Origin of the sequence: Prochlorococcus marinus str. GP2 (genome assembly GCF_000759885.1) — a bacterium.
In the GTDB taxonomy this organism is placed as follows: domain Bacteria; phylum Cyanobacteriota; class Cyanobacteriia; order PCC-6307; family Cyanobiaceae; genus Prochlorococcus_A; species Prochlorococcus_A marinus_J.
In genome coordinates this window covers 403,772-422,184 of sequence record NZ_JNAH01000008.1, presented here as the reverse complement: position 1 = coordinate 422,184, position 18,413 = coordinate 403,772, and the positions used below count along the sequence as shown (strand labels likewise).

Genomic DNA, 18,413 nt, shown 5'->3' with positions numbered 1-18,413 from the left:
TTTTAAAATATTAAGAAATTTTTTAAATGTTGTAAAAATCAATATTAATTTTATTTTTTTATGAGGTCAATTTGCGAACGATTATCTGATGAATCTAATTTCAATTTCGAATAAGAACCATCTTCCTTCATTATCCAAGCAAAGTAATCATCTTTAATGTAGGTTTGCAAAAGTGAGTATATTTTAGATTTCAATTCATAATCCTCTATCGGAGTAACAGCTTCTATTCGTCTATCAAGATTTCTTCTCATCCAATCTGCACTTCCAATATAAACCTCATTATCACCGTTATTACAAAACCAAAAAATTCTTGAGTGTTCAAGAAAATGGCCAATAATGCTGATGACTTTAATATTTTCACTTAAATTTTTTCTTTGGGGATATAAGCAACAAATACCTCTTACTATAAGACTAATTTTTACACCTGAATCAGAAGCTAAATAAAGCAGTTTAATTATTTCAGGGTCTACTAAAGAATTCATTTTTGCAATTATTTCAGCTTTTTTACCTTCCACTGCATTATTAATTTCTCTCCTTATTAGAAAAATAAATTTTTCTCTCATCGATGAGGGAGAAATTAACAATTTTTGATAACTTTTTTGTTTAGAAAACCCTGATAAGTAATTAAATAACTCAAGTAAATCTGATGCAATATCAGGATCTGTTGAAAGTAACCCTAAATCTGTATAAAATCTTGAAGTATTAGAGTTATAGTTACCAGTTCCAATATGAAAATAATTTCTTAATCGTCCTTTTTCTTTTCTAACTATTAAAGCTATTTTTGTATGTGTCTTAAATCCTATTATTCCATAAACAACATGAACACCAGCTTGTTCAAGTTGCTTTGCCCACTGAATATTATTGTCTTCATCAAATCTTGCTTTTAGTTCAACAAGAGTCATTACTTCTTTTCCATTCTCTGCAGCTCTCATTAAAGCTGCGATAATAGGAGAATCTTTTGAAACTCGATATAATGTAATTTTTATAGCCATTACGAGTGGATCGTCAGCTGCTCTATTTATAAATTCTTCAACGGAAGTTTTAAATAAGTCGTAAGGATGATGAAGCAGAATATTTTTTTTCCTAAGTATCTTAAAAATATAATTCAGATTTTTGTCTGAAGACAAATCTAAATTTTTTAATTGTGGGTGAGTTTTCCCAATTAGCAGATTTTCTTTTAAATCATTTCTATTAATTTTTGTCAGCTGATTTAAATCGTCAAGGCCTAAAAAACTTTTGCAAAAGTATATGTATTCTTCTTGTATTGAGATACTTTCAATTAGTAGTTTAAGAATATTTTCTGGGATATTAGATTCAACTTCTAATCTAACTACGTCTCCACCTAATCTTCTCTTTTGCAAACTTTGTTCAACTGCTAGAAGAAGATCATCAGCTTCAAGTTCTTTTAATTCTAAATCTGCATCCCTGGTCACTCTAAAAAAAGAGTAATTAATACATTCCATTCCGTTAAATAAATTTTTTATATTATTCCCAATTAAATCTTCAACGCTTACGAAACAATGTGTACTTTCATCACCATATTGAATAATTTCATTGGGAATTTGTATAAATCTATTTATATTTTTTGTTGGTATTTTTACTCTTACAAACTGATTTTTAGAATTTTCCCCATCTCTTATTAAAGCTGCTAAATTTAGACTTAAATTACTTATAAAAGGAAATGGATGTGCGGGATCAACAACTAATGGAGTTAATAAAGGGAAAATAGATGTAGTAAAGAAGTTATTACACCAATTTCTTTGATTTTCACTTAGGTCCTTATATTTTTTTAAAATTACACCTTTTTCTTTTAATTCATTATTTAATTCATTATTTACATAGTTTTCTTGAAGAGTTGTTAATTTTTTGATTTCATTGTTGATTTTTATTAATTGCTCTTTAGGGGTAAGTCCGTCAATACTCTTTTTAGTAATTTCTGCTTCAACTTGAGCCTTTAATGAAGCTACTCTTACCATAAAAAACTCATCAAGATTATTACTAAAAATTGAACAAAATTTTACTTTATCTAGGATTTTGTACTCCTTTTCCATGCCAGTTAGTAGTACCCTTTTATTGAATTCAATCCAACTTAATTCTCTATTAATAAAAACATCAGCCTGGCTTTTCATTAAAAAACTTTTGATTTTTGATTTTTAAAAGAATTTTTATTTTTACCCTCTGCAATAAGATATATCATGAAAAGTAAGATAACGGAACCAGCTATAAAAGGAGATTTAGGACCAAAACTATCATAAACCCTTCCAGCCATTGCTATTCCTAAAACTCCTCCAAGACTCTGTAGACCCTGAAGGTTACTCAAAATTGATCCTTGTTTATTAACGTCTAATTTCTTTGATATTAGTGCTCTTAAGGTGGGAGTAATTAACCCTGCCCCAACGGCTAAAAATGAAACAGCTGAATAAATAGTAAGTGTTGCATTTTCTTTTGGAGCAGTTATTAAAAGCGCACATGCCACAAGAATGAAGCCTGATCCGATAAGTGTTAATCGCATTTCGCCAAATTGTTTTACCAGAGGCCCTATTAGTCCTCCTTGAACGATAATTGCAATTATTCCTACTACAACAAGAGTTCCACTTGATGCTTTGGTCGTCCAGTTTAGTGATTCTTGAAGAAAAAATATAAGGATATTGGTCAGTCCAGTAAAAGCAATAAAGTAAATAAAAAAAGCTAATGATAATTTTTTAATCTTTTCTTCTTTGAAAACTGCAAATAAAGCTTTTAAAGGGTTTTTTAAAGTAGTTTTTGATTTATTTTTTTCACTATTAGGCTTGGTTTCTGGTAAGTAAAAAAATACAAGGAGAAAATTTATTATTGGAATGATTGAGGCTATCAAAACTGGGATAATAAAATTATTATTTGTATTTCTTGCAAAAATTACAACAAATATATTACCTAAGAAAAAACTTAAACCAAAAGCTACACCAATAAGACCAAATGTTTTTGCTCTTTTTTCAGGGCTTGAAATATCTGCAAGAATTGTTGTTGCAGTAGCTGCAGTTCCCCCACTTAAACCGTCAATTAGTCTCGCTAAAAATAATAAAAATAACGGGATAGTGGCTATTGAATTTGACCAATTAAAAAGAACTGTAAAAGATAATATTGATATTCCTATTACTGAACCAGTAATACAAAAAAGAGTGACAGGTCTTCTTCCATATCTATCACTCATAAGTCCTATAAAAGGAGAAGCTGTAAATTGAGCTAATTGGTAAGTGCATGATAATAAACCATATGTACTTGCTTTAGAGTCAAAAAGTAAAACAAAAGAGGGTAAAATGGGTAACAGTATACTTTCACTTAAACGATCATTTAGAAGAGTAATAAACGCACTTAGGAGAGTAAATTTTTTATTTGGTTTTAATAAACTTTCTTTCACAATATTTACCTTCATTGCGATTAACTTTTACTACCATACTTGTTAATGGAGATTATTGTGCCTGGCATTGTTTATTTAGTTGGAGCAGGTCCTGGTGACCCTGAGCTTTTGACTCTTAAAGCTTTACGCCTAATAAAATATTGTGATGCATTAGTTCATGATGCTTTAATTCCGGATGAAATAACAAAAGAGGCAGGAAAAAATACAGAAATTTTCCATGTTGGCAAAAGAGCTGGGAAGTGTTCTGTACCTCAGGCTGAAACTAATGCTCTTATTTTAAAATTGGCAAAAGAAGGCAAAAATGTTGTAAGGCTTAAAGGGGGAGATCCATTCGTTTTTTCTAGAGGTGGCGAAGAGGTATCGATTTTAGAAAAAAATGGAATTTCAGTTGAAATCGTTCCTGGTATTACTTCTGGGATAGCTGCCCCTACATATTTTGGTATTCCATTAACCCATAGAGATGCTGCGAGTTCTGTAACTTTCGTCACTGGTCATGAGCGTGTAGATAAAGAAAAAAAGACAGTCAATTGGAGAGATTTAGCTAAATCATCAGATAGCTTAGTAATTTTTATGGGTATAAAAAATATTGAATTTATTGTTGAAGAATTAATTCTAGGTGGTTTAGATAAGAATACAAAATGCGCTGTTATTCAAGAAGCTACTTTAAAAAATCAAAAATGTCTAATAGAGAAATTAGATAATCTTCCAGATAAAATAAAAGAGAAAGAGTTTTTAGCCCCATCAATTATCATTATTGGAAAAATTGTTGAATTTAAGGTTAATAACAATATAACTAAAGTATCTGATGTCTATTTACCAGATATTAATAAAGTTCAACTATATAATAAATCCCAAAAGTAAATTGGATCGAATTTAGTTTTAAGCTTTAGATCATTAACTTGATTAATTTGTCTGCAAGATAAGCTATTAATTGCAACTATTATGTCATCATTTTGAAATTCTGGAGGAATTAATTCTTCTTTTACAATTTTCAATTTTAAGGCTTTAGAAACCATAATCCCCTCTAAACAACCGCTCTCTTTTCTAGGAGTTATCCATTGATTATTTCTTTTAATAAGAAGATTAAATGTACTTCCACAACAAATTTCACCTGACGTATTCAAAAGGATAGAATCATCAAATGATTTTTTATTAGCTTCTGTCAGAACTTGTATTGCCTGATTATATGAGAATGTTTTACATTTACTTATAAGACTGAATTCATTTATTTTTTCCGTTTGACTAATGCAAACGCTTATCGGATTAAAATTAGGTTTGATTCTATAGAACTCAAGCCATAAATTATCCAAATCTTTTGTCTCTGAAGTGCTATTAATTGTTACTGCTCGACCTTCATTAGTTCCTCGACTATAGTTAATTCTTACTGAAGCAAATTGATCATTTTTAAGAGATAACTTTCTAATTCCATCTTGAATAAGTTGTCTCAAAGTTAATTTATTTATTTTGAGATTAATATTTAAAATCTTGCTACTTTTTTCTAACCTTTTCAGATGTTCATCAAAAAGTATAGGTTTGTTTTCTTTTATCAAAATGGTTTCAAATATACCATCAGCAAATTTTAATGCTCTATTATTAGCAGCAATAAATATTCTATCAATATCCAACCATTGATCCTTTTGCCAGCCTAATGTTTCAATCATTTTAGTGAATCAATTAACGGTAAAATTTTCCACTTCAGTTCATTAGTTTCCTCTTCAAGGTTTGAGTCAATAACTATTCCGCAACCAGCATATATATTGATTTTTTTGCCTTTAATTAAAAATGATCTTATTAGTATATTGCTGTCAAACTCGCCATTCCAGTCAAGCTTCAAAAATGAGCCACAGTACGGTCCGCGTTCAAATTCTTCTAATTCAAAAAGTCTCTGGCATGATCTTAATTTAGGTGCTCCAGTTATGGAGCCACCAGGCCAACAAGCTTTTAGTAAATCAATCCAGTTCTTGTCTTTTTTTAATTTACCTCTGATTACTGAAGTTAGATGATGAACTTTTAGGAAACTTTCAAGTTTTAATATTTCTGGCACTATAATACTTCCTCTTTCGCAAACTTTACTTAAATCATTTCTTATTAGGTCAACAATCATAATATTTTCAGCTCTATCTTTTTCGTTTGTTATTAAATCGATAGCATTAAGTGCGTCTTGATTTAAATCCTTATCTCTGGATCTAGTTCCTTTGATAGGCCTTGATTCTACAAAATTTTTATTATCTATTTTTATAAATCTTTCTGGCGATGTAGATAATACAGCCTCTTTATAATTATCATTATTTATTATTATTCCTCCAAAGGGAGCTCTTAATTTCCTTCTTATTTTCAAATAAATATCTAGAGGATTATAGTTTTTGGAAGATTCAATTTCGCATTTAGTTGTTAGGTTTGCTTGAAATATATCCCCTAGAGAAATTAATTTTTTCAATTTCAGAATATTTTTCTGAAATTTTTCAGCCATTTCGTCTAAATTTATTTTTGAAAAATCAAAATTCAAATTTGTTTTAATAATATTTTCTTCTTCAATATTTTTTATATTGTTGATTATATTTTTATAATTTATCAGTTCAGATGAGTTTGTGCCTTCGATAATTATTTCTTTTTTTATTAGATTACATTTAATAATTGGATCATATGATCCAATCCATAAAGTTGCCATATTAGATTTTCGCCATGGGTTTTTGGGTTCTATGTAAACTCCAGCTTCATAACTTAACCATCCGATCCAAAATCCTTTTTCAATATTTTTTAAATTATTAAATGGATTATTAGTTTTGTCTAAGTTATTGATATCTCTTGATTGGATTATTTTTTTAGGTTGAATTCCTATTATTGACCATTCTCCATTTTCTTTGCCATCACTGTCTAGCCAAGCTAATCCTTTATCTCCGAATTTTTTTGTTAGATGGTGCGTAATCAGTGCTGGATCCATCCATTTTTCTAGAATTAATTTTTTTATTTTCATTTTTTATTATTGTTATTAAGCCATTTATCATAAGCGGCATTTCTAATTCTGCAGCTATCACACTTACCGCATGGTTTTGAATTACCCGAATAACAACTCCATGTTTTATCTAAAGGGACATGATTATCAAAAGCTAATTTAATAATTTCCTCTTTATTTAAATCTAATAGTGGTGTCCAAAGTTTTATTGGATTATTTTCTCTTCCTCTTTTATTAGCTAAATCTGCTAATTCTTGAAATTTTTTAATGTAGTCAGGTCTGCAATCTGGATAACCAGAATAATCTAATGCATTAACTCCTAATCCTATAAAATCAGCATCTATTGCTTCGGCATAACTTAGTGCAACGGAAATAAATATAGTATTTCTCCCAGGAACATAAGTATTAGGAATTTTATTAGTTTGTACTCCTTCTATAGGAATATTTTTTTGAATATCAGTTAATGACGAGCCTCCCCATAAAGATAAGTCAAGCTTAATGATTTTAAATTCTTCGATATCAAAGTGTTTTGCAATTATCGATGCAGAATTTAATTCTTTTTTATGACGTTGACCATAGTCAAATGAAAGGCCAAAAATTTTAGCTTCGGATTTTTTTGCGATACCAGTAACTGTAGACGAATCTAAACCTCCAGATAATAAAACTACTATCGATTTATTTTTGAGATTCATATGATTTCAATTAATTTTTAAGTATTTGTGAGTTTGAAGGCTCAATTTCCAATCTGGATTATTTTTTACAAAATCAATAGCAAGAGAAAACCCATTCGCATTGTTCCATGCTGGCTGTAAATAAAAAAGTTTATCTTCTTTGTTTAACCCATCTTTGCTTTTAGAGTGTTGATATTGTTTTAAAGTTTCTTTTTTTATTTGAATAGCAAATTCAATATCCTCTATTTCATTTATGATTATTTTGATTTCATTACAGTGTTTTAAGAAATAATTTTTTGGAGGTGAGTGTCTTTTAGGAGATAAAGTAATCCAGTCATAGCTTCCTGATATCGAATTAACTCCACTTGTCTCAATATGAATCTTCATTGGATTTTGTTCTTCCCCCATCGTCATTTTTTTTATGGCTTTGCAAAAATTATCCAAGTTATGTTGTAAAGGTTCTCCACCTGTAATAACGCAAAAAGATGCTCCTTTTGCTCTGGCAATTTTTATGTGATCTATTATTTTTTCAATTGATATAGAAGGGTGTTTTTTCTCGTCCCATGAATTCTTCGTATCGCACCACCAACATCCAACTTTACATCCGGCTAATCTTACAAAACAAGCACTTTTCCCAGCGTGATAACCTTCACCTTGTAATGAATGAAATTGTTCGACTAAGGGTAAAAAATTTGTCATTTTCATTCAAAAAAATAAAGAATATTAATTTGATTGAGTTAACTTATCTTGAGAGGCTTTTATTAAACCTTTAAATAAAGGATGAGGTTTTCCAGGTCGTGATAAAAATTCAGGATGATATTGACATGCTAAGAAGTATGGATGATTTTCTAATTCAATTAACTCAACTAATCTGCCATCTGGTGATGTACCACTAATTTTGTATCCAGAATCTAAAAAACTTTGTTTGTAGTAATTATTAAATTCGTATCTATGTCGATGTCTCTCATAAATAACATCTTCAGCATATAAGTTTTTACCAGTTGTATTTTTTGTCAATCTACATGGGTAAACTCCAAGTCTCATCGTTCCACCTAAATCAACTATATCTTCTTGTTCTGGTAATAAATGTATCACTGGATTGGGAGTGTTTGGGTCTAGTTCTGAACTAGATGCATCCGGAAGATTAGCTACATTCCTAGCCCATTCTATAACTGCACATTGCATACCAAGGCATAAACCTAAAAATGGAATTTTATTTTCTCTTGCGAATTTTATTGCCGAAATTTTTCCATTTACTCCTCTATTGCCAAATCCCCCTGGTACGACAATCGCATCAACTTCATTTAAGTAAGTTTCTGCTGAATTTTTTTCTATCATTTCAGCACTTACCCAATGTAAATCTAATAAAGCCTTTTGTTCAATGCATGCATGTCTTAAAGCTTCAACAACGGATAAATATGCATCTCCAAGTTCAATGTATTTACCTACGAGAGCAACTTTGATTGGAGCTCCAGGATTTCTTAGATTGTGTATTAGTTGTTCCCAATTTTTCAAATCACATTTTTTATCTTCAAGTTCTAAATACTTCAGGGTTTCTTTGCATAACCCTTCTTTTTTTAAAGAAAGAGGTACAGAATAAATACTGTCTGCATCTAAAGCTTCAATCACAGAGTTGATACTAACCCCGCAAAAACCACTAAGCTTCTTTTTAAGAGCTGCATTGATAGATTTATCACTGCGGCATACAAGTAAATCTGGCTGAATTCCAATTGATCTTAATTCTTTCACTGAATGTTGTGTTGGTTTAGTTTTTATTTCGCCAGAGGTTTTGATGTAAGGAAGTAATGTTACGTGTATGTATGCAACATCGTTCTTATTGACATCATTTTTGAATTCTCTTATTGCCTCTAAAAAAGGTAGAGATTCAATATCACCAACTGTCCCACCAATTTCAGTAATAATTATATCTGCATTACTGTTGGAGGCTACTCTATGAATTCTCTCCCTTATTTCTCCCGTTATGTGAGGTATTACTTGTACAGTTCCACCGTTATAACTACCTCTTCTTTCTTTATTGATAACTGCTTGATAAATAGATCCCGTAGTCACACTATTTAACCTAGTCATTGCAGTATCAGTAAATCTTTCGTAGTGACCTAAATCTAAATCTGTTTCAGCCCCATCTTCAGTCACAAATACTTCTCCATGTTGGAAAGGGCTCATTGTTCCTGGATCAACATTTAGATATGGATCTAGTTTTAATATTGAAACACTATATCCTCTAGACTTTAATAATCTTCCTAAGCTTGCAGCTACAATTCCTTTACCAATGCTAGAAACTACTCCTCCGGTGACAAATACAAATTTTGACATTAAATATTTTTAATTAAGCACAGCCTCCTTATATTTTATTTAAACAAAAAACTTTTAGAACATCCATATATATTCTTATTCATCAATTGTTATTTCAATATCTAATTCTTTTAATTGTGATTCAGAGACATTTGAAGGTGCATTTGTGAGAAGACATTTTGCTTGTTGATTTTTTGGAAAAGCAATGGTTTCTCTGATTGAATCTGCACCAATGATCAGCATGGTAATACGATCCAATCCAAACGCTATTCCACCATGAGGGGGAGCACCCATTTCTAGTGCTTCTATTAAAAATCCAAATTTTTCATCAATCTCTTTATCAGTAAGTCCTACCGTTCTCAAAACTTCTCTTTGTAAGTTCGCTTCATGAATACGTAAAGAGCCACCCCCTAACTCCAATCCATTAAGAACTAAGTCATAAGCATTTGCTGTAGAGCTCTCAATTTCTTTTTTCAAGTTTTCATAATCTTTAAATTTTATATTTTTTGGAGAACAAAAAGGATGATGTAAAGCTTCATATCTATTTTCCTCTTCATTTCTCTCAAACATAGGGAAGTCTGTTACCCATAAGAAATTCCATTTACTTTTATCAATGAGATTTAAGTCCTTTGCGATATATTGTCTAACCCTATCTAATGACTGATTGACAATTTGTTTATCTCCAGCTCCTAAGAGGATTAAGTCTCCATCTTTTGCTTCCGTGATTTTTAAAATATCAGCTATATGCTTTTCACTTAAATTATTTTTAATTGCCCCAATAGTCTCAAGCTCATCTCCTTTGACCCTTATAAAGGCCAAACCACCAGCTCCGGCATCTTGAGCCACTTGGAAGATATCGCCTCCTGGTTTAATTCTTACGTTGCTAATACTTGAATTACCTCCTTTGACTGTTATGGATTTTATATAACCTCCAGACTTAATTGCCTTGGTGAAAATATTAAATCCAATATCACCTAATACTCCTCCTAAATCTTTTAATAACATTTGATATCTTGTATCTGGTCTATCAGTTCCGTAATTATCCATTGCTGTCTGCCATGACATTCTTGGAAAAGCATTATTAAAATTAATATTTAACACTTCTTTCCATATTTTTTTTATGAGACTTTCATTAAAAGAAATTATTTCTTCTTCATTAATAAAGCTCATCTCTATATCTAATTGTGTAAACTCTGGCTGTCTATCTGCCCTTAAGTCTTCATCACGGAAGCATTTTGCGATTTGATAATACTTATCTAAGCCCCCAACCATTAAAAGTTGTTTAAATAACTGTGGAGATTGGGGTAGAGCAAAAAATGCTCCATTTGAAAGACGCGCAGGAACAAGAAAATCGCGAGCGCCTTCTGGTGTTGATTTTGTAAGTAGTGGGGTCTCTACTTCAGTAAATCCAAAATTATCAAGAAATTCTCTAGCAACTTTAATAATCTTGTGTCTTGTTTTTAAATTTTCTAGTAATTTACCCCTTCTTAAATCAAGGTATCTATATTTTAATCTTAGTTCTTCTTTTGTATTTTCATAATCATGTATAGACACTGGAAAAGGTAGGTTTTTTTTAATTTGGTTGAGAATTTGCAAATCTTTAACCTTAAGCTCTAACTCTCCAGTACTTAAATTTTTATTTATTGAATCTTTTGGTCTTTCATTAATAATTCCGCTAACCATTATTACCGTCTCATTTCTTAGAGTTTCTGCCTGTTTAAATAGATTTGCTCCATCATCGGGGTTAATTGTTATTTGTAAGAATCCACTATGGTCTCTTAAATCAATAAAAATTACACCACCATGATCTCTTCTTCTATCTACCCATCCGCATAGATTAACTAATTTACCAATATCTGTATTATTGAGTTCTTCACAAATTTTGTTTCTCATCTAAGTATGATTTATTTATCAATAACTTATAATAATTCTTTGAGGGCAAATTTAGTTAATAATTCTTTTTATAAAACGCTCTTTTTGTTATAACCCCTTTAAATTTTTTACCTCTTATTAATATTTGAACTTCATTATTTATTAAGGCATGCGAAGTATGGATGTATGCAAAAGCTATAGCTTTTTGTTTAGTTGGAGACCAACTGCCGCTAGTGATAGTTCCAATATTCTCTCCATCTTTTATTACTGCGCAACCTTTTCTCCCTATTGCTTTACCTTCTATAGAGAGACCAACTAACTTTTTTTGAATACCTAATCTTGACTGCTCTTCAAGAAATCTTCTTCCAAAGAATTCGTGATTATTTTCTAGATGTACTAGCCATCCTAACCCTGCTTCATATGGAGAAGTTTCTTCATTTATGTCTTGGCCATAAAGATGCATGCCTGCTTCTAATCTCAGAGTATCTCTAGCTCCTAACCCACAAGGCGCAACATTTTTGGAAATTAAGAAATCCCATAAATTAATTGCTGCTTTTTTAGATAAAAGTATTTCTAAACCATTTTCCCCTGTATATCCCGTCTTTGAAAAGAAAATTTTTTCTTTAGGCGAAATATGTTCAAAAATTTTATATTCGCATCCAAAGTTAGGGATATGTGAGATAGAAGATTCAATCCATTCTTCAAATAAATTGAATGAGTTTCTTCCCTGTAGTGCTAAAAGTACTTTGTCTTTTTTAAAGTTTGTTATCGAAATTTCATATTTAGTTAAATTATTTTTTATCCACTGAAAATCCTCTTCATATCTACTCGCATTAACTATTAACAATAATTCTGATATGTTATTTTCTTGTATACCAAGGTCATAAATTATTAAGTCATCTATTATTCCTCCTTTATCATTGAGCATTACTGTATAAAGACCCTGACCTTCAGAAAAGAAGTATAAATTAGTAGGAAAAAGTTTTTGAATATAATCCTTTGGATTGATTCCCTTAACAGATATCACACCCATGTGAGAAATATCAAATAATCCTGCTGAAGATCTGACTGATTCATGCTCTTTAATTAATCCTGAAAATGATATTGGCATTTCCCAACCTGCAAAATTCACTAATTTTGCATTTGATTCAGCATATTTTGAATAAAGAGGACTTTTTCGCAAATCCATGAAATATTTAGTTTTTATTTAGTATTTTTACACTGTAGTTTAGAAATTTTTTATTGCATATTTTCTAATGACAAAATTAAGCTTCTAAGTACTTTGGCTGCAACTATGCTACTTACTCCGCTTTTATCAATTTCTGGAGACAATTCCACAATATCTGAAGCCACAATTCTAAAGTCTTTTAAAGTTTTCAGTATTTCTTCAAAGTCATTCCAAAAAAATCCTCCTGGTTCTGGAGTGCCCGTCCCAGCTAATAAACTTGGATCAAACCAGTCTAAATCTATTGTTAGATAGATTGGAGACTTAGCGTATGGTAGAAGAGCTTGTTTTAGCTCATGTGCATTTCCGCCTGGACAAAAATTAACTAATTGGTTGTTGTCATGCATTATTTCAAATTCTTCTTTAGTGCCACTTCTTATCCCTACTTGCAAAATTTTCTTTTCAGGTAGCACTTCTAAGCATCTTTTCATAGTACAAGCATGACTATGTTCATTTCCCATATATGATTCTCTTAAATCTGCATGAGCATCAAGTTGTACCAATATCAAATCTGGATATTTTTTTACTAATGCTTCAATAGCACCTCTTGTAATAGAGTGTTCGCCTCCAAGCATGATAGGACTAAGGCGTTTACTAATTAAATAATTTGTTGCTGATTTAACCCATTCAATAACGGACTTTGAGTCATTTTTATCAATTAGTATTGATCCAAAATCAACATACATAATATCTTCTAAGTCTTTTTTTATTTTTGGACAATATGTTTCTAAACAAGAACTGACTTGTCTTATTGCTTCTGGACCAAATCTTGCTCCTGGTTTAAACGAACATGTCCCGTCATAATTAGCTCCAAATATACCAATTGAGCAATTCTCAGGACTTCTTTTTGCTCCCATGTAAATTGCATTTTCGTTATCAAATAAATTTTTTGTCATCTTATAAATCTAGTTCTTTTACAATTTTATTTGGCATCATTTTAAATGCTGCATTTTGAAAATTTAAATTCCAAATTTCACATCCTTTTTCTATTTTTAGGGCTTCCACATAATTTATTTTTGATAAATTTATATCTTCTGAAGAAGCGAATGTCCAGCTCCAAATACCGCTTGGATATATAGGCACAAAGGAATACATAGTTTTAGATACTTTAAATATATTTTTTAGGGTTTTCAAAATATTTATGTGAATATTTTTGAAGGATTCAGGAGATTCGCTTTGCGTTGCTAATATCCCCTTTGGTGTAAGTATTCTTTTACATTCTTCATAAAAAGAATCTGAAAATAATAAATTCGAAAATTCTGAGGGATCTGAACAATCTATAAGTATAACGTCGTAAAAATTATCTCTTGTTTTTTTAACCCATTGAACACCATCATCAACATGTATTTTTAATCTTTTGTCATTCCATGCTTCGCCTCCAATTTTTTTTAGGAATTTTTTAGATATTTTGATTACCTCCTCATCAATTTCTATTAGATCAATTTTTGATATTTGAGAATATTTAACGCATTCTCTTAAAGTACCACCGTCCCCACCGCCAATAATTAGTACATTAGATATTTCATCAATGCTACTTAGTGCAGGATGTACAAGACACTCATGATAATATTTCTCGTCTTTTAATGATGTCATCCAGCAACCATCTAGCATTAAAGCTCTGCCATAGTATTCATTTTCAATAACAATAATTTCTTGATATTTTGAGGTTTTTTTAATTAGAATTTTCCCATTCAAGCCAAATCTTGAGCCTTGATGATATTCATCTATCCATGTTTTAATATTTGTCATTTGCTTTTAGGAAATTTTCCCGCCAGTTTTTGTTTGGCTATTTGCCAAAGCCGTTGAAAGTCTTTGGGAGATTGTTTTTTAATATTATCTCCTGCATGCTCTTCGACGATAGAAAATCTGTCTAAAAATTTTTTATTAGTTTTTTGAAGAGCTGATTCAGGATTTATTTTTAAAAAGTTTGAGATATTAAGAAGGGTGAAGTAAATATCCCCAAATTCATTTTGTATATCTGAATCATTTTTACTCTTAATTGCTTCTTTTAATTCATTAATTTCTTCTTCTAACTTTTCAAAAATTTGATCGGTACTTTCCCATTTAAAGCCATATTTTTTAACAACATTTGTAATTTTATCTGTTGCTATCGTTGGAGGTAAATTTTTAATTTGTAAATTTAAATTTCTACTAATTGATGATTCCATATGCGGTGCTTCTTTTTCTGAATTTTTAATACTTTCCCAAATCTGTTGTGATTTTTTAAATGATACTTTTTCTTTTTTGTTAAAAATATATGGATGTCTATTAATAATTTTCTTATTTAGATTTTTTATAACATCATTTAGTGCAAATTCTTTTTCTTCGAAACCAATTTCGGCATGAAGCATAACTTGTAATAAAAGATCTCCTAACTCTTCACATATGTTATCTGCATTTTTTTCATATATCGCATCTATAAATTCATTAATTTCTTCATACAAAAATGGGATCAACGAAATATGAGACTGTATTTTCTGCCATGGGCAGCCCCAAGTTTTATCTTTTAATGCTTTGATATTAGATATTAAAATTTTAAAACTATTTATAGTCTCTAAATCGGAATTGTTTTCCAATTTATATCTATTGTTTAAGGACATAGGATATATCTTAGTAATTAAATTTTGCCTCAATCATGAAATATTTAAATACTTAGTATAAATTTTTCAACTTCATCTATTAGAATGAATTATTATAAGGGCGATTAGCTCAGCGGTAGAGCGCCTGCCTTACAAGCAGGATGTCCCTGGTTCGAACCCTGGATCGCCCATTTATTATTTTTCTAATGACTGAGATCGTCAATCTTTCAATCAGTCAAAGCGCTGCTTCAGAATTATCTAGGCAAGCTTCTTTTGGAGGTTCTCCAGGAGAAATGTCGATTGATTTGGTAGAGGATAAAAATTGTTCAGAAGGATGGATGCATATTAAATTAAGGCCAGGAAGATGTAATGGATCTCCAATTTCAAGAACTGAAGGAGTAACTTTATATGCAGATGTGAAAAAGTTTAATTTACTGAAAGATTTAAAATTAGATTATTACGGTGATTTGAGCGGCGGTGGATTTCTTATTTCAACACCAAAAAATGCAAAACGTTGTTCTTGTGGTTCTGGCTTCAAACTTTTGTAGAGTGGATGTGTCTTTTTTTGCAAACTAATATTATTTTCATTATTTGTCTCCTCTCAAGATAAAATAAACAAAAAGTTTATTGAAATAAAATTTGCCCATGACAGAGATAAATGATCAATTATCTTTAGAGAATTATTCACCTTGTGAAGTAGAGAAAAAGTGGCAAGAAAAATGGGAAAGTCTAAAGGCGTTTAGTCCTAACCCGGAGGATGATGGGGAGCCTTTTTGTGTAGTTATTCCGCCACCAAATGTAACTGGATCTTTGCATATGGGGCATGCATTTAATACTTCTTTGATAGATGTTGTAGTACGTTTTCAAAGGCTTTTAGGTAAGAATGTTTTGTGTTTGCCAGGAACTGATCATGCTTCAATAGCTGTTCAAACTATTCTTGAAAAACAATTAAAAAGTGAAGGCAAAACAAGTGAGGATATTGGAAGAGATGAATTTCTTAAAAGAGCATGGAACTGGAAAGAACAAAGTGGTGGAAGAATAGTTTCTCAGTTAAAAAGGATAGGATATTCAGTTGACTGGACTAGAGAGAGATTTACTCTTGATCAAAAATTAAATGAAGCAGTTATTGAGGCTTTTAATATTCTCTATAAAAAGAATTTAATTTATAGAGGCGAATATTTGGTTAATTGGTGCCCTGAATCTCAATCGGCCGTAAGTGATCTTGAAGTTGAAATGCAAGAAGTAAATGGTCATTTATGGCATTTTAAATACCCTTTAATTTCTGAAAGTGGTGAGCAGTTAGAGAAGTACTTAGAAGTTGCAACAACAAGACCAGAAACTCTTTTGGGTGATACTGCTGTGGCAGTTAATCCTGATGATGATAGATATAAAGAATTTATTGGTTTCAAAGTAAAAGTCCCTTTCGTTGATAGAGAAATACCTATTATCGCTGATTCACATGTTGATAAAGATTTTGGTACAGGTTGTGTGAAGGTTACTCCAGCCCATGATCCAAATGATTTTGCAATAGGAAAAAGGCATAATTTAAAACAGATTAATGTAATGAACAAAGATGGAACTTTAAATATTAATGCAGGTATTTTTCAAAACTTAGATAGATATAAGGCTAGAAAAAAAATTATCAAAGAACTGGATAACTTAGGCCTTTTGACAAAGATAGAGGATTATAAACATACTGTTCCTTTTTCTGATAGAGGTAAGGTGCCAATTGAACCTTTATTGTCAACACAATGGTTTTTGAATATGGATGATATATCGCAAGGATGTCTTAATGCAATTGAATCTAAAAAACCATTGTTTATTCCTCCACGGTGGGAGAAAGTCTATAAGGATTGGTTAGAGAATATTAATGATTGGTGTATCAGTCGACAATTATGGTGGGGGCACCAAATACCAGCATGGTATGTATTAGATGAGTCTCAAGACTCGATAGAACAAAATACTCCATATATCGTTGCAAGAAATGAAGAAGATGCCTTAATCGAAGCTAATAAAAAGTTTGGATTAAATATTAAATTGGTTCGTGATAAAGATGTTTTGGATACATGGTTTTCAAGTGGTTTATGGCCTTTCTCAACCCTTGGTTGGCCCAATACAAATCATCCGGATTTTAAAAAATGGTATCCAAATAATGTTCTTGTTACTGGTTTCGATATTATTTTCTTCTGGGTGGCCAGAATGACAATGATGGGTAATACTTTTACGAATAATATTCCTTTTATGGATGTTTATATTCATGGTCTAGTTCGAGATGAAAACAATAAAAAAATGAGTAAAAGTTCAGGTAATGGCATTGATCCAATACTATTAATTGATAAATATGGTTCTGATGCTCTACGATTTGCTTTAATTCGAGAAGTTGCAGGCGCTGGACAAGATATCCGGCTTGATTTTGATAGGAAAAAAGATACATCTTCAACTGTTGAAGCTTCAAGAAATTTTGCGAATAAATTATGGAATGCAACTAAATTTGTCTTAATTAATAAAACTTCTAACAATAATTACTCGCTTAATGAGAGTGATGAAGCTTCTTTAGAGTTATGTGATAAGTGGATTTTATCGAAATTGAATCAGGTAAATATAAAAGTCGCTGCTTTGTTGAAAGAATATAAATTGGGAGAATCTGCGAAACTTCTATATGAATTTGCATGGAATGATTTTTGTGACTGGTATGTAGAATTTGCTAAACAAAGGTTTAATAATAAAGAGACAAAAAATAGACAAATATCTGAAAAAGTTTTAATAAAAGTGCTCAATGATATTTTGGTAATGATTCATCCTTTTATGCCGCACATTACTGAGGAACTTTGGCATGCACTGCTATTGAAACCAGATAATGCATTATTATCTCTTCAAAAATGGCCAATTCACGAAAATAAATTTGTTGATAATAAGCTTGATAATTCCTTTCAGCAACTCTTTGAAATTATTAGGTTGATTAGAAATTTAAGAGCTGAATTAGGTCTTAAGCCATCAGAAAAAGGTCCTGTATATTTAATTTCAGACAATAATGAATTGATTGATTTTTTAAAAACTTTAGTTGACGATATTCAAACCTTAACTAAATCTTCTGAAGTATTTATTTTTAAAACTAATGCTGTTGATAAAAAAGAGTTCTCTAAATCTTTTTCTGGGATAATTAGTGGTTTAGAGGTTTACTTACCTTTTCAGGATTTTGTAAATATAGATGCATTAAAGGATAGGTTAACCAAGGATTTAAAAAAAGTGACTATTGAATTAGAAAATTTAAATAAGAGATTATCTAATAAAAATTTCGTTGATAAGGCTCCAAAAAATATTGTCGATGAATGCAGATTTAAATTAAATGAGGGTACGTTGCAAAAGGAGACAATTACTAAAAAACTCGAACTATTGAATTAAG

Annotated in this window: 15 protein-coding genes and 1 tRNA gene; 4 read left to right on the top strand and 12 right to left on the bottom strand. The window is 30.7% G+C overall.

Features of this window, described 5'->3' with window-relative positions; translation table 11 throughout:
* Positions 1-50: 50 nt before the first annotated feature.
* Positions 51-2,129 carry a polyphosphate kinase 1 gene (gene ppk1 / locus EU91_RS00230; protein ID WP_032525201.1) on the bottom strand — a complete coding sequence of 693 codons (2,079 nt, stop codon included), beginning with the start codon at positions 2,127-2,129 and terminating at the stop codon, positions 51-53.
* Positions 2,129-3,397 carry an MFS transporter gene (locus EU91_RS00235; protein ID WP_032525200.1) on the bottom strand — a complete coding sequence of 423 codons (1,269 nt, stop codon included), beginning with the start codon at positions 3,395-3,397 and terminating at the stop codon, positions 2,129-2,131. Before EU91_RS00235 ends, ppk1 begins: the two co-directional genes overlap by 1 nt.
* Positions 3,398-3,454: 57 nt before the next feature.
* Between EU91_RS00235 and cobA the strand changes: the two genes are divergently transcribed.
* On the top strand, positions 3,455-4,258 hold the full coding sequence (gene cobA, locus EU91_RS00240) for a uroporphyrinogen-III C-methyltransferase (protein ID WP_032525266.1): 804 nt from the start codon (positions 3,455-3,457) through the stop codon (positions 4,256-4,258).
* Here cobA and EU91_RS00245 read toward each other — a convergent pair.
* From EU91_RS00245 to mazG, 10 genes are all read right to left on the bottom strand, one after another.
* Entirely contained in the window at positions 4,231-5,058 is an 828-nt protein-coding gene (locus EU91_RS00245) for an aminotransferase class IV (protein WP_032525199.1), read from the bottom strand. The two genes, cobA and EU91_RS00245, sit on opposite strands and share 28 nt — an antisense overlap.
* Complete coding sequence (locus EU91_RS00250; RefSeq protein WP_032525198.1) at positions 5,055-6,371, bottom strand: anthranilate synthase component I family protein; 1,317 nt, start codon at positions 6,369-6,371, stop codon at positions 5,055-5,057. Before EU91_RS00250 ends, EU91_RS00245 begins: the two co-directional genes overlap by 4 nt.
* Positions 6,368-7,042 carry a 7-cyano-7-deazaguanine synthase QueC gene (queC, locus tag EU91_RS00255; RefSeq protein ID WP_032525197.1) on the bottom strand — a complete coding sequence of 225 codons (675 nt, stop codon included), beginning with the start codon at positions 7,040-7,042 and terminating at the stop codon, positions 6,368-6,370. Before queC ends, EU91_RS00250 begins: the two co-directional genes overlap by 4 nt.
* Positions 7,043-7,048: 6 nt before the next feature.
* Positions 7,049-7,720, bottom strand: coding sequence for a 7-carboxy-7-deazaguanine synthase QueE (locus EU91_RS00260; protein WP_032525196.1), 672 nt, complete (start codon positions 7,718-7,720; stop codon positions 7,049-7,051).
* 24 nt (positions 7,721-7,744) lie between these two features.
* Entirely contained in the window at positions 7,745-9,355 is a 1,611-nt protein-coding gene (locus EU91_RS00265; RefSeq protein WP_032525195.1) for a CTP synthase, read from the bottom strand.
* A 75-nt stretch (positions 9,356-9,430) separates the two neighbouring features.
* Complete coding sequence (gene aspS / locus EU91_RS00270) at positions 9,431-11,227, bottom strand: aspartate--tRNA ligase (RefSeq protein ID WP_032525194.1); 1,797 nt, start codon at positions 11,225-11,227, stop codon at positions 9,431-9,433.
* Positions 11,228-11,282: 55 nt separating this feature from the next.
* Positions 11,283-12,395, bottom strand: coding sequence for a glycine cleavage system aminomethyltransferase GcvT (gene gcvT / locus EU91_RS00275; protein WP_032525193.1), 1,113 nt, complete (start codon positions 12,393-12,395; stop codon positions 11,283-11,285).
* 50 nt (positions 12,396-12,445) lie between these two features.
* Positions 12,446-13,327: an agmatinase gene (speB, locus tag EU91_RS00280; RefSeq protein WP_032525192.1), complete on the bottom strand. Its 882-nt coding sequence runs from the start codon at positions 13,325-13,327 to the stop codon at positions 12,446-12,448.
* A gap of 1 nt (position 13,328) precedes the next feature.
* Positions 13,329-14,180: a polyamine aminopropyltransferase gene (gene speE / locus EU91_RS00285; RefSeq protein WP_032525191.1), complete on the bottom strand. Its 852-nt coding sequence runs from the start codon at positions 14,178-14,180 to the stop codon at positions 13,329-13,331.
* Positions 14,177-15,031 carry a nucleoside triphosphate pyrophosphohydrolase gene (gene mazG, locus EU91_RS00290; RefSeq protein ID WP_032525190.1) on the bottom strand — a complete coding sequence of 285 codons (855 nt, stop codon included), beginning with the start codon at positions 15,029-15,031 and terminating at the stop codon, positions 14,177-14,179. Before mazG ends, speE begins: the two co-directional genes overlap by 4 nt.
* Positions 15,032-15,129: 98 nt before the next feature.
* Here mazG and EU91_RS00295 point away from each other — a divergent pair.
* The 3 genes from EU91_RS00295 (at position 15,130) to EU91_RS00305 (ending at position 18,412) form a co-directional block, all read left to right on the top strand.
* Positions 15,130-15,201: transfer RNA gene (locus tag EU91_RS00295), tRNA-Val, on the top strand.
* Complete coding sequence (locus tag EU91_RS09105; protein WP_072012910.1) at positions 15,172-15,558, top strand: AIR synthase; 387 nt, start codon at positions 15,172-15,174, stop codon at positions 15,556-15,558. Before EU91_RS00295 ends, EU91_RS09105 begins: the two co-directional genes overlap by 30 nt.
* A 97-nt stretch (positions 15,559-15,655) precedes the next feature.
* Positions 15,656-18,412 carry a valine--tRNA ligase gene (locus EU91_RS00305; RefSeq protein ID WP_032525188.1) on the top strand — a complete coding sequence of 919 codons (2,757 nt, stop codon included), beginning with the start codon at positions 15,656-15,658 and terminating at the stop codon, positions 18,410-18,412.
* The last annotated feature ends 1 nt before the right edge of the window (position 18,413 follow it).

Bases quoted from the DNA above. Each gene is read 5' to 3' on its own strand.
- aspS (WP_032525194.1), bottom strand. From the start codon at position 11,227: ATGAGAAACAAAATTTGTGAAGAACTCAATAATACAGATATTGGTAAA.
- EU91_RS00260 (WP_032525196.1), bottom strand. From the start codon at position 7,720: ATGACAAATTTTTTACCCTTAGTCGAACAATTTCATTCATTACAAGGT.
- EU91_RS00305 (WP_032525188.1), top strand. From the start codon at position 15,656: ATGACAGAGATAAATGATCAATTATCTTTAGAGAATTATTCACCTTGT.
- ppk1 (WP_032525201.1), bottom strand. From the start codon at position 2,129: ATGAAAAGCCAGGCTGATGTTTTTATTAATAGAGAATTAAGTTGGATT.
- speE (WP_032525191.1), bottom strand. From the start codon at position 14,180: ATGACAAATATTAAAACATGGATAGATGAATATCATCAAGGCTCAAGA.
- EU91_RS00265 (WP_032525195.1), bottom strand. From the start codon at position 9,355: ATGTCAAAATTTGTATTTGTCACCGGAGGAGTAGTTTCTAGCATTGGT.
- gcvT (WP_032525193.1), bottom strand. From the start codon at position 12,395: ATGGATTTGCGAAAAAGTCCTCTTTATTCAAAATATGCTGAATCAAAT.
- EU91_RS00250 (WP_032525198.1), bottom strand. From the start codon at position 6,371: ATGAAAATAAAAAAATTAATTCTAGAAAAATGGATGGATCCAGCACTG.
- mazG (WP_032525190.1), bottom strand. From the start codon at position 15,031: ATGTCCTTAAACAATAGATATAAATTGGAAAACAATTCCGATTTAGAG.
- queC (WP_032525197.1), bottom strand. From the start codon at position 7,042: ATGAATCTCAAAAATAAATCGATAGTAGTTTTATTATCTGGAGGTTTA.
- EU91_RS00245 (WP_032525199.1), bottom strand. From the start codon at position 5,058: ATGATTGAAACATTAGGCTGGCAAAAGGATCAATGGTTGGATATTGAT.
- speB (WP_032525192.1), bottom strand. From the start codon at position 13,327: ATGACAAAAAATTTATTTGATAACGAAAATGCAATTTACATGGGAGCA.
- EU91_RS09105 (WP_072012910.1), top strand. From the start codon at position 15,172: ATGTCCCTGGTTCGAACCCTGGATCGCCCATTTATTATTTTTCTAATG.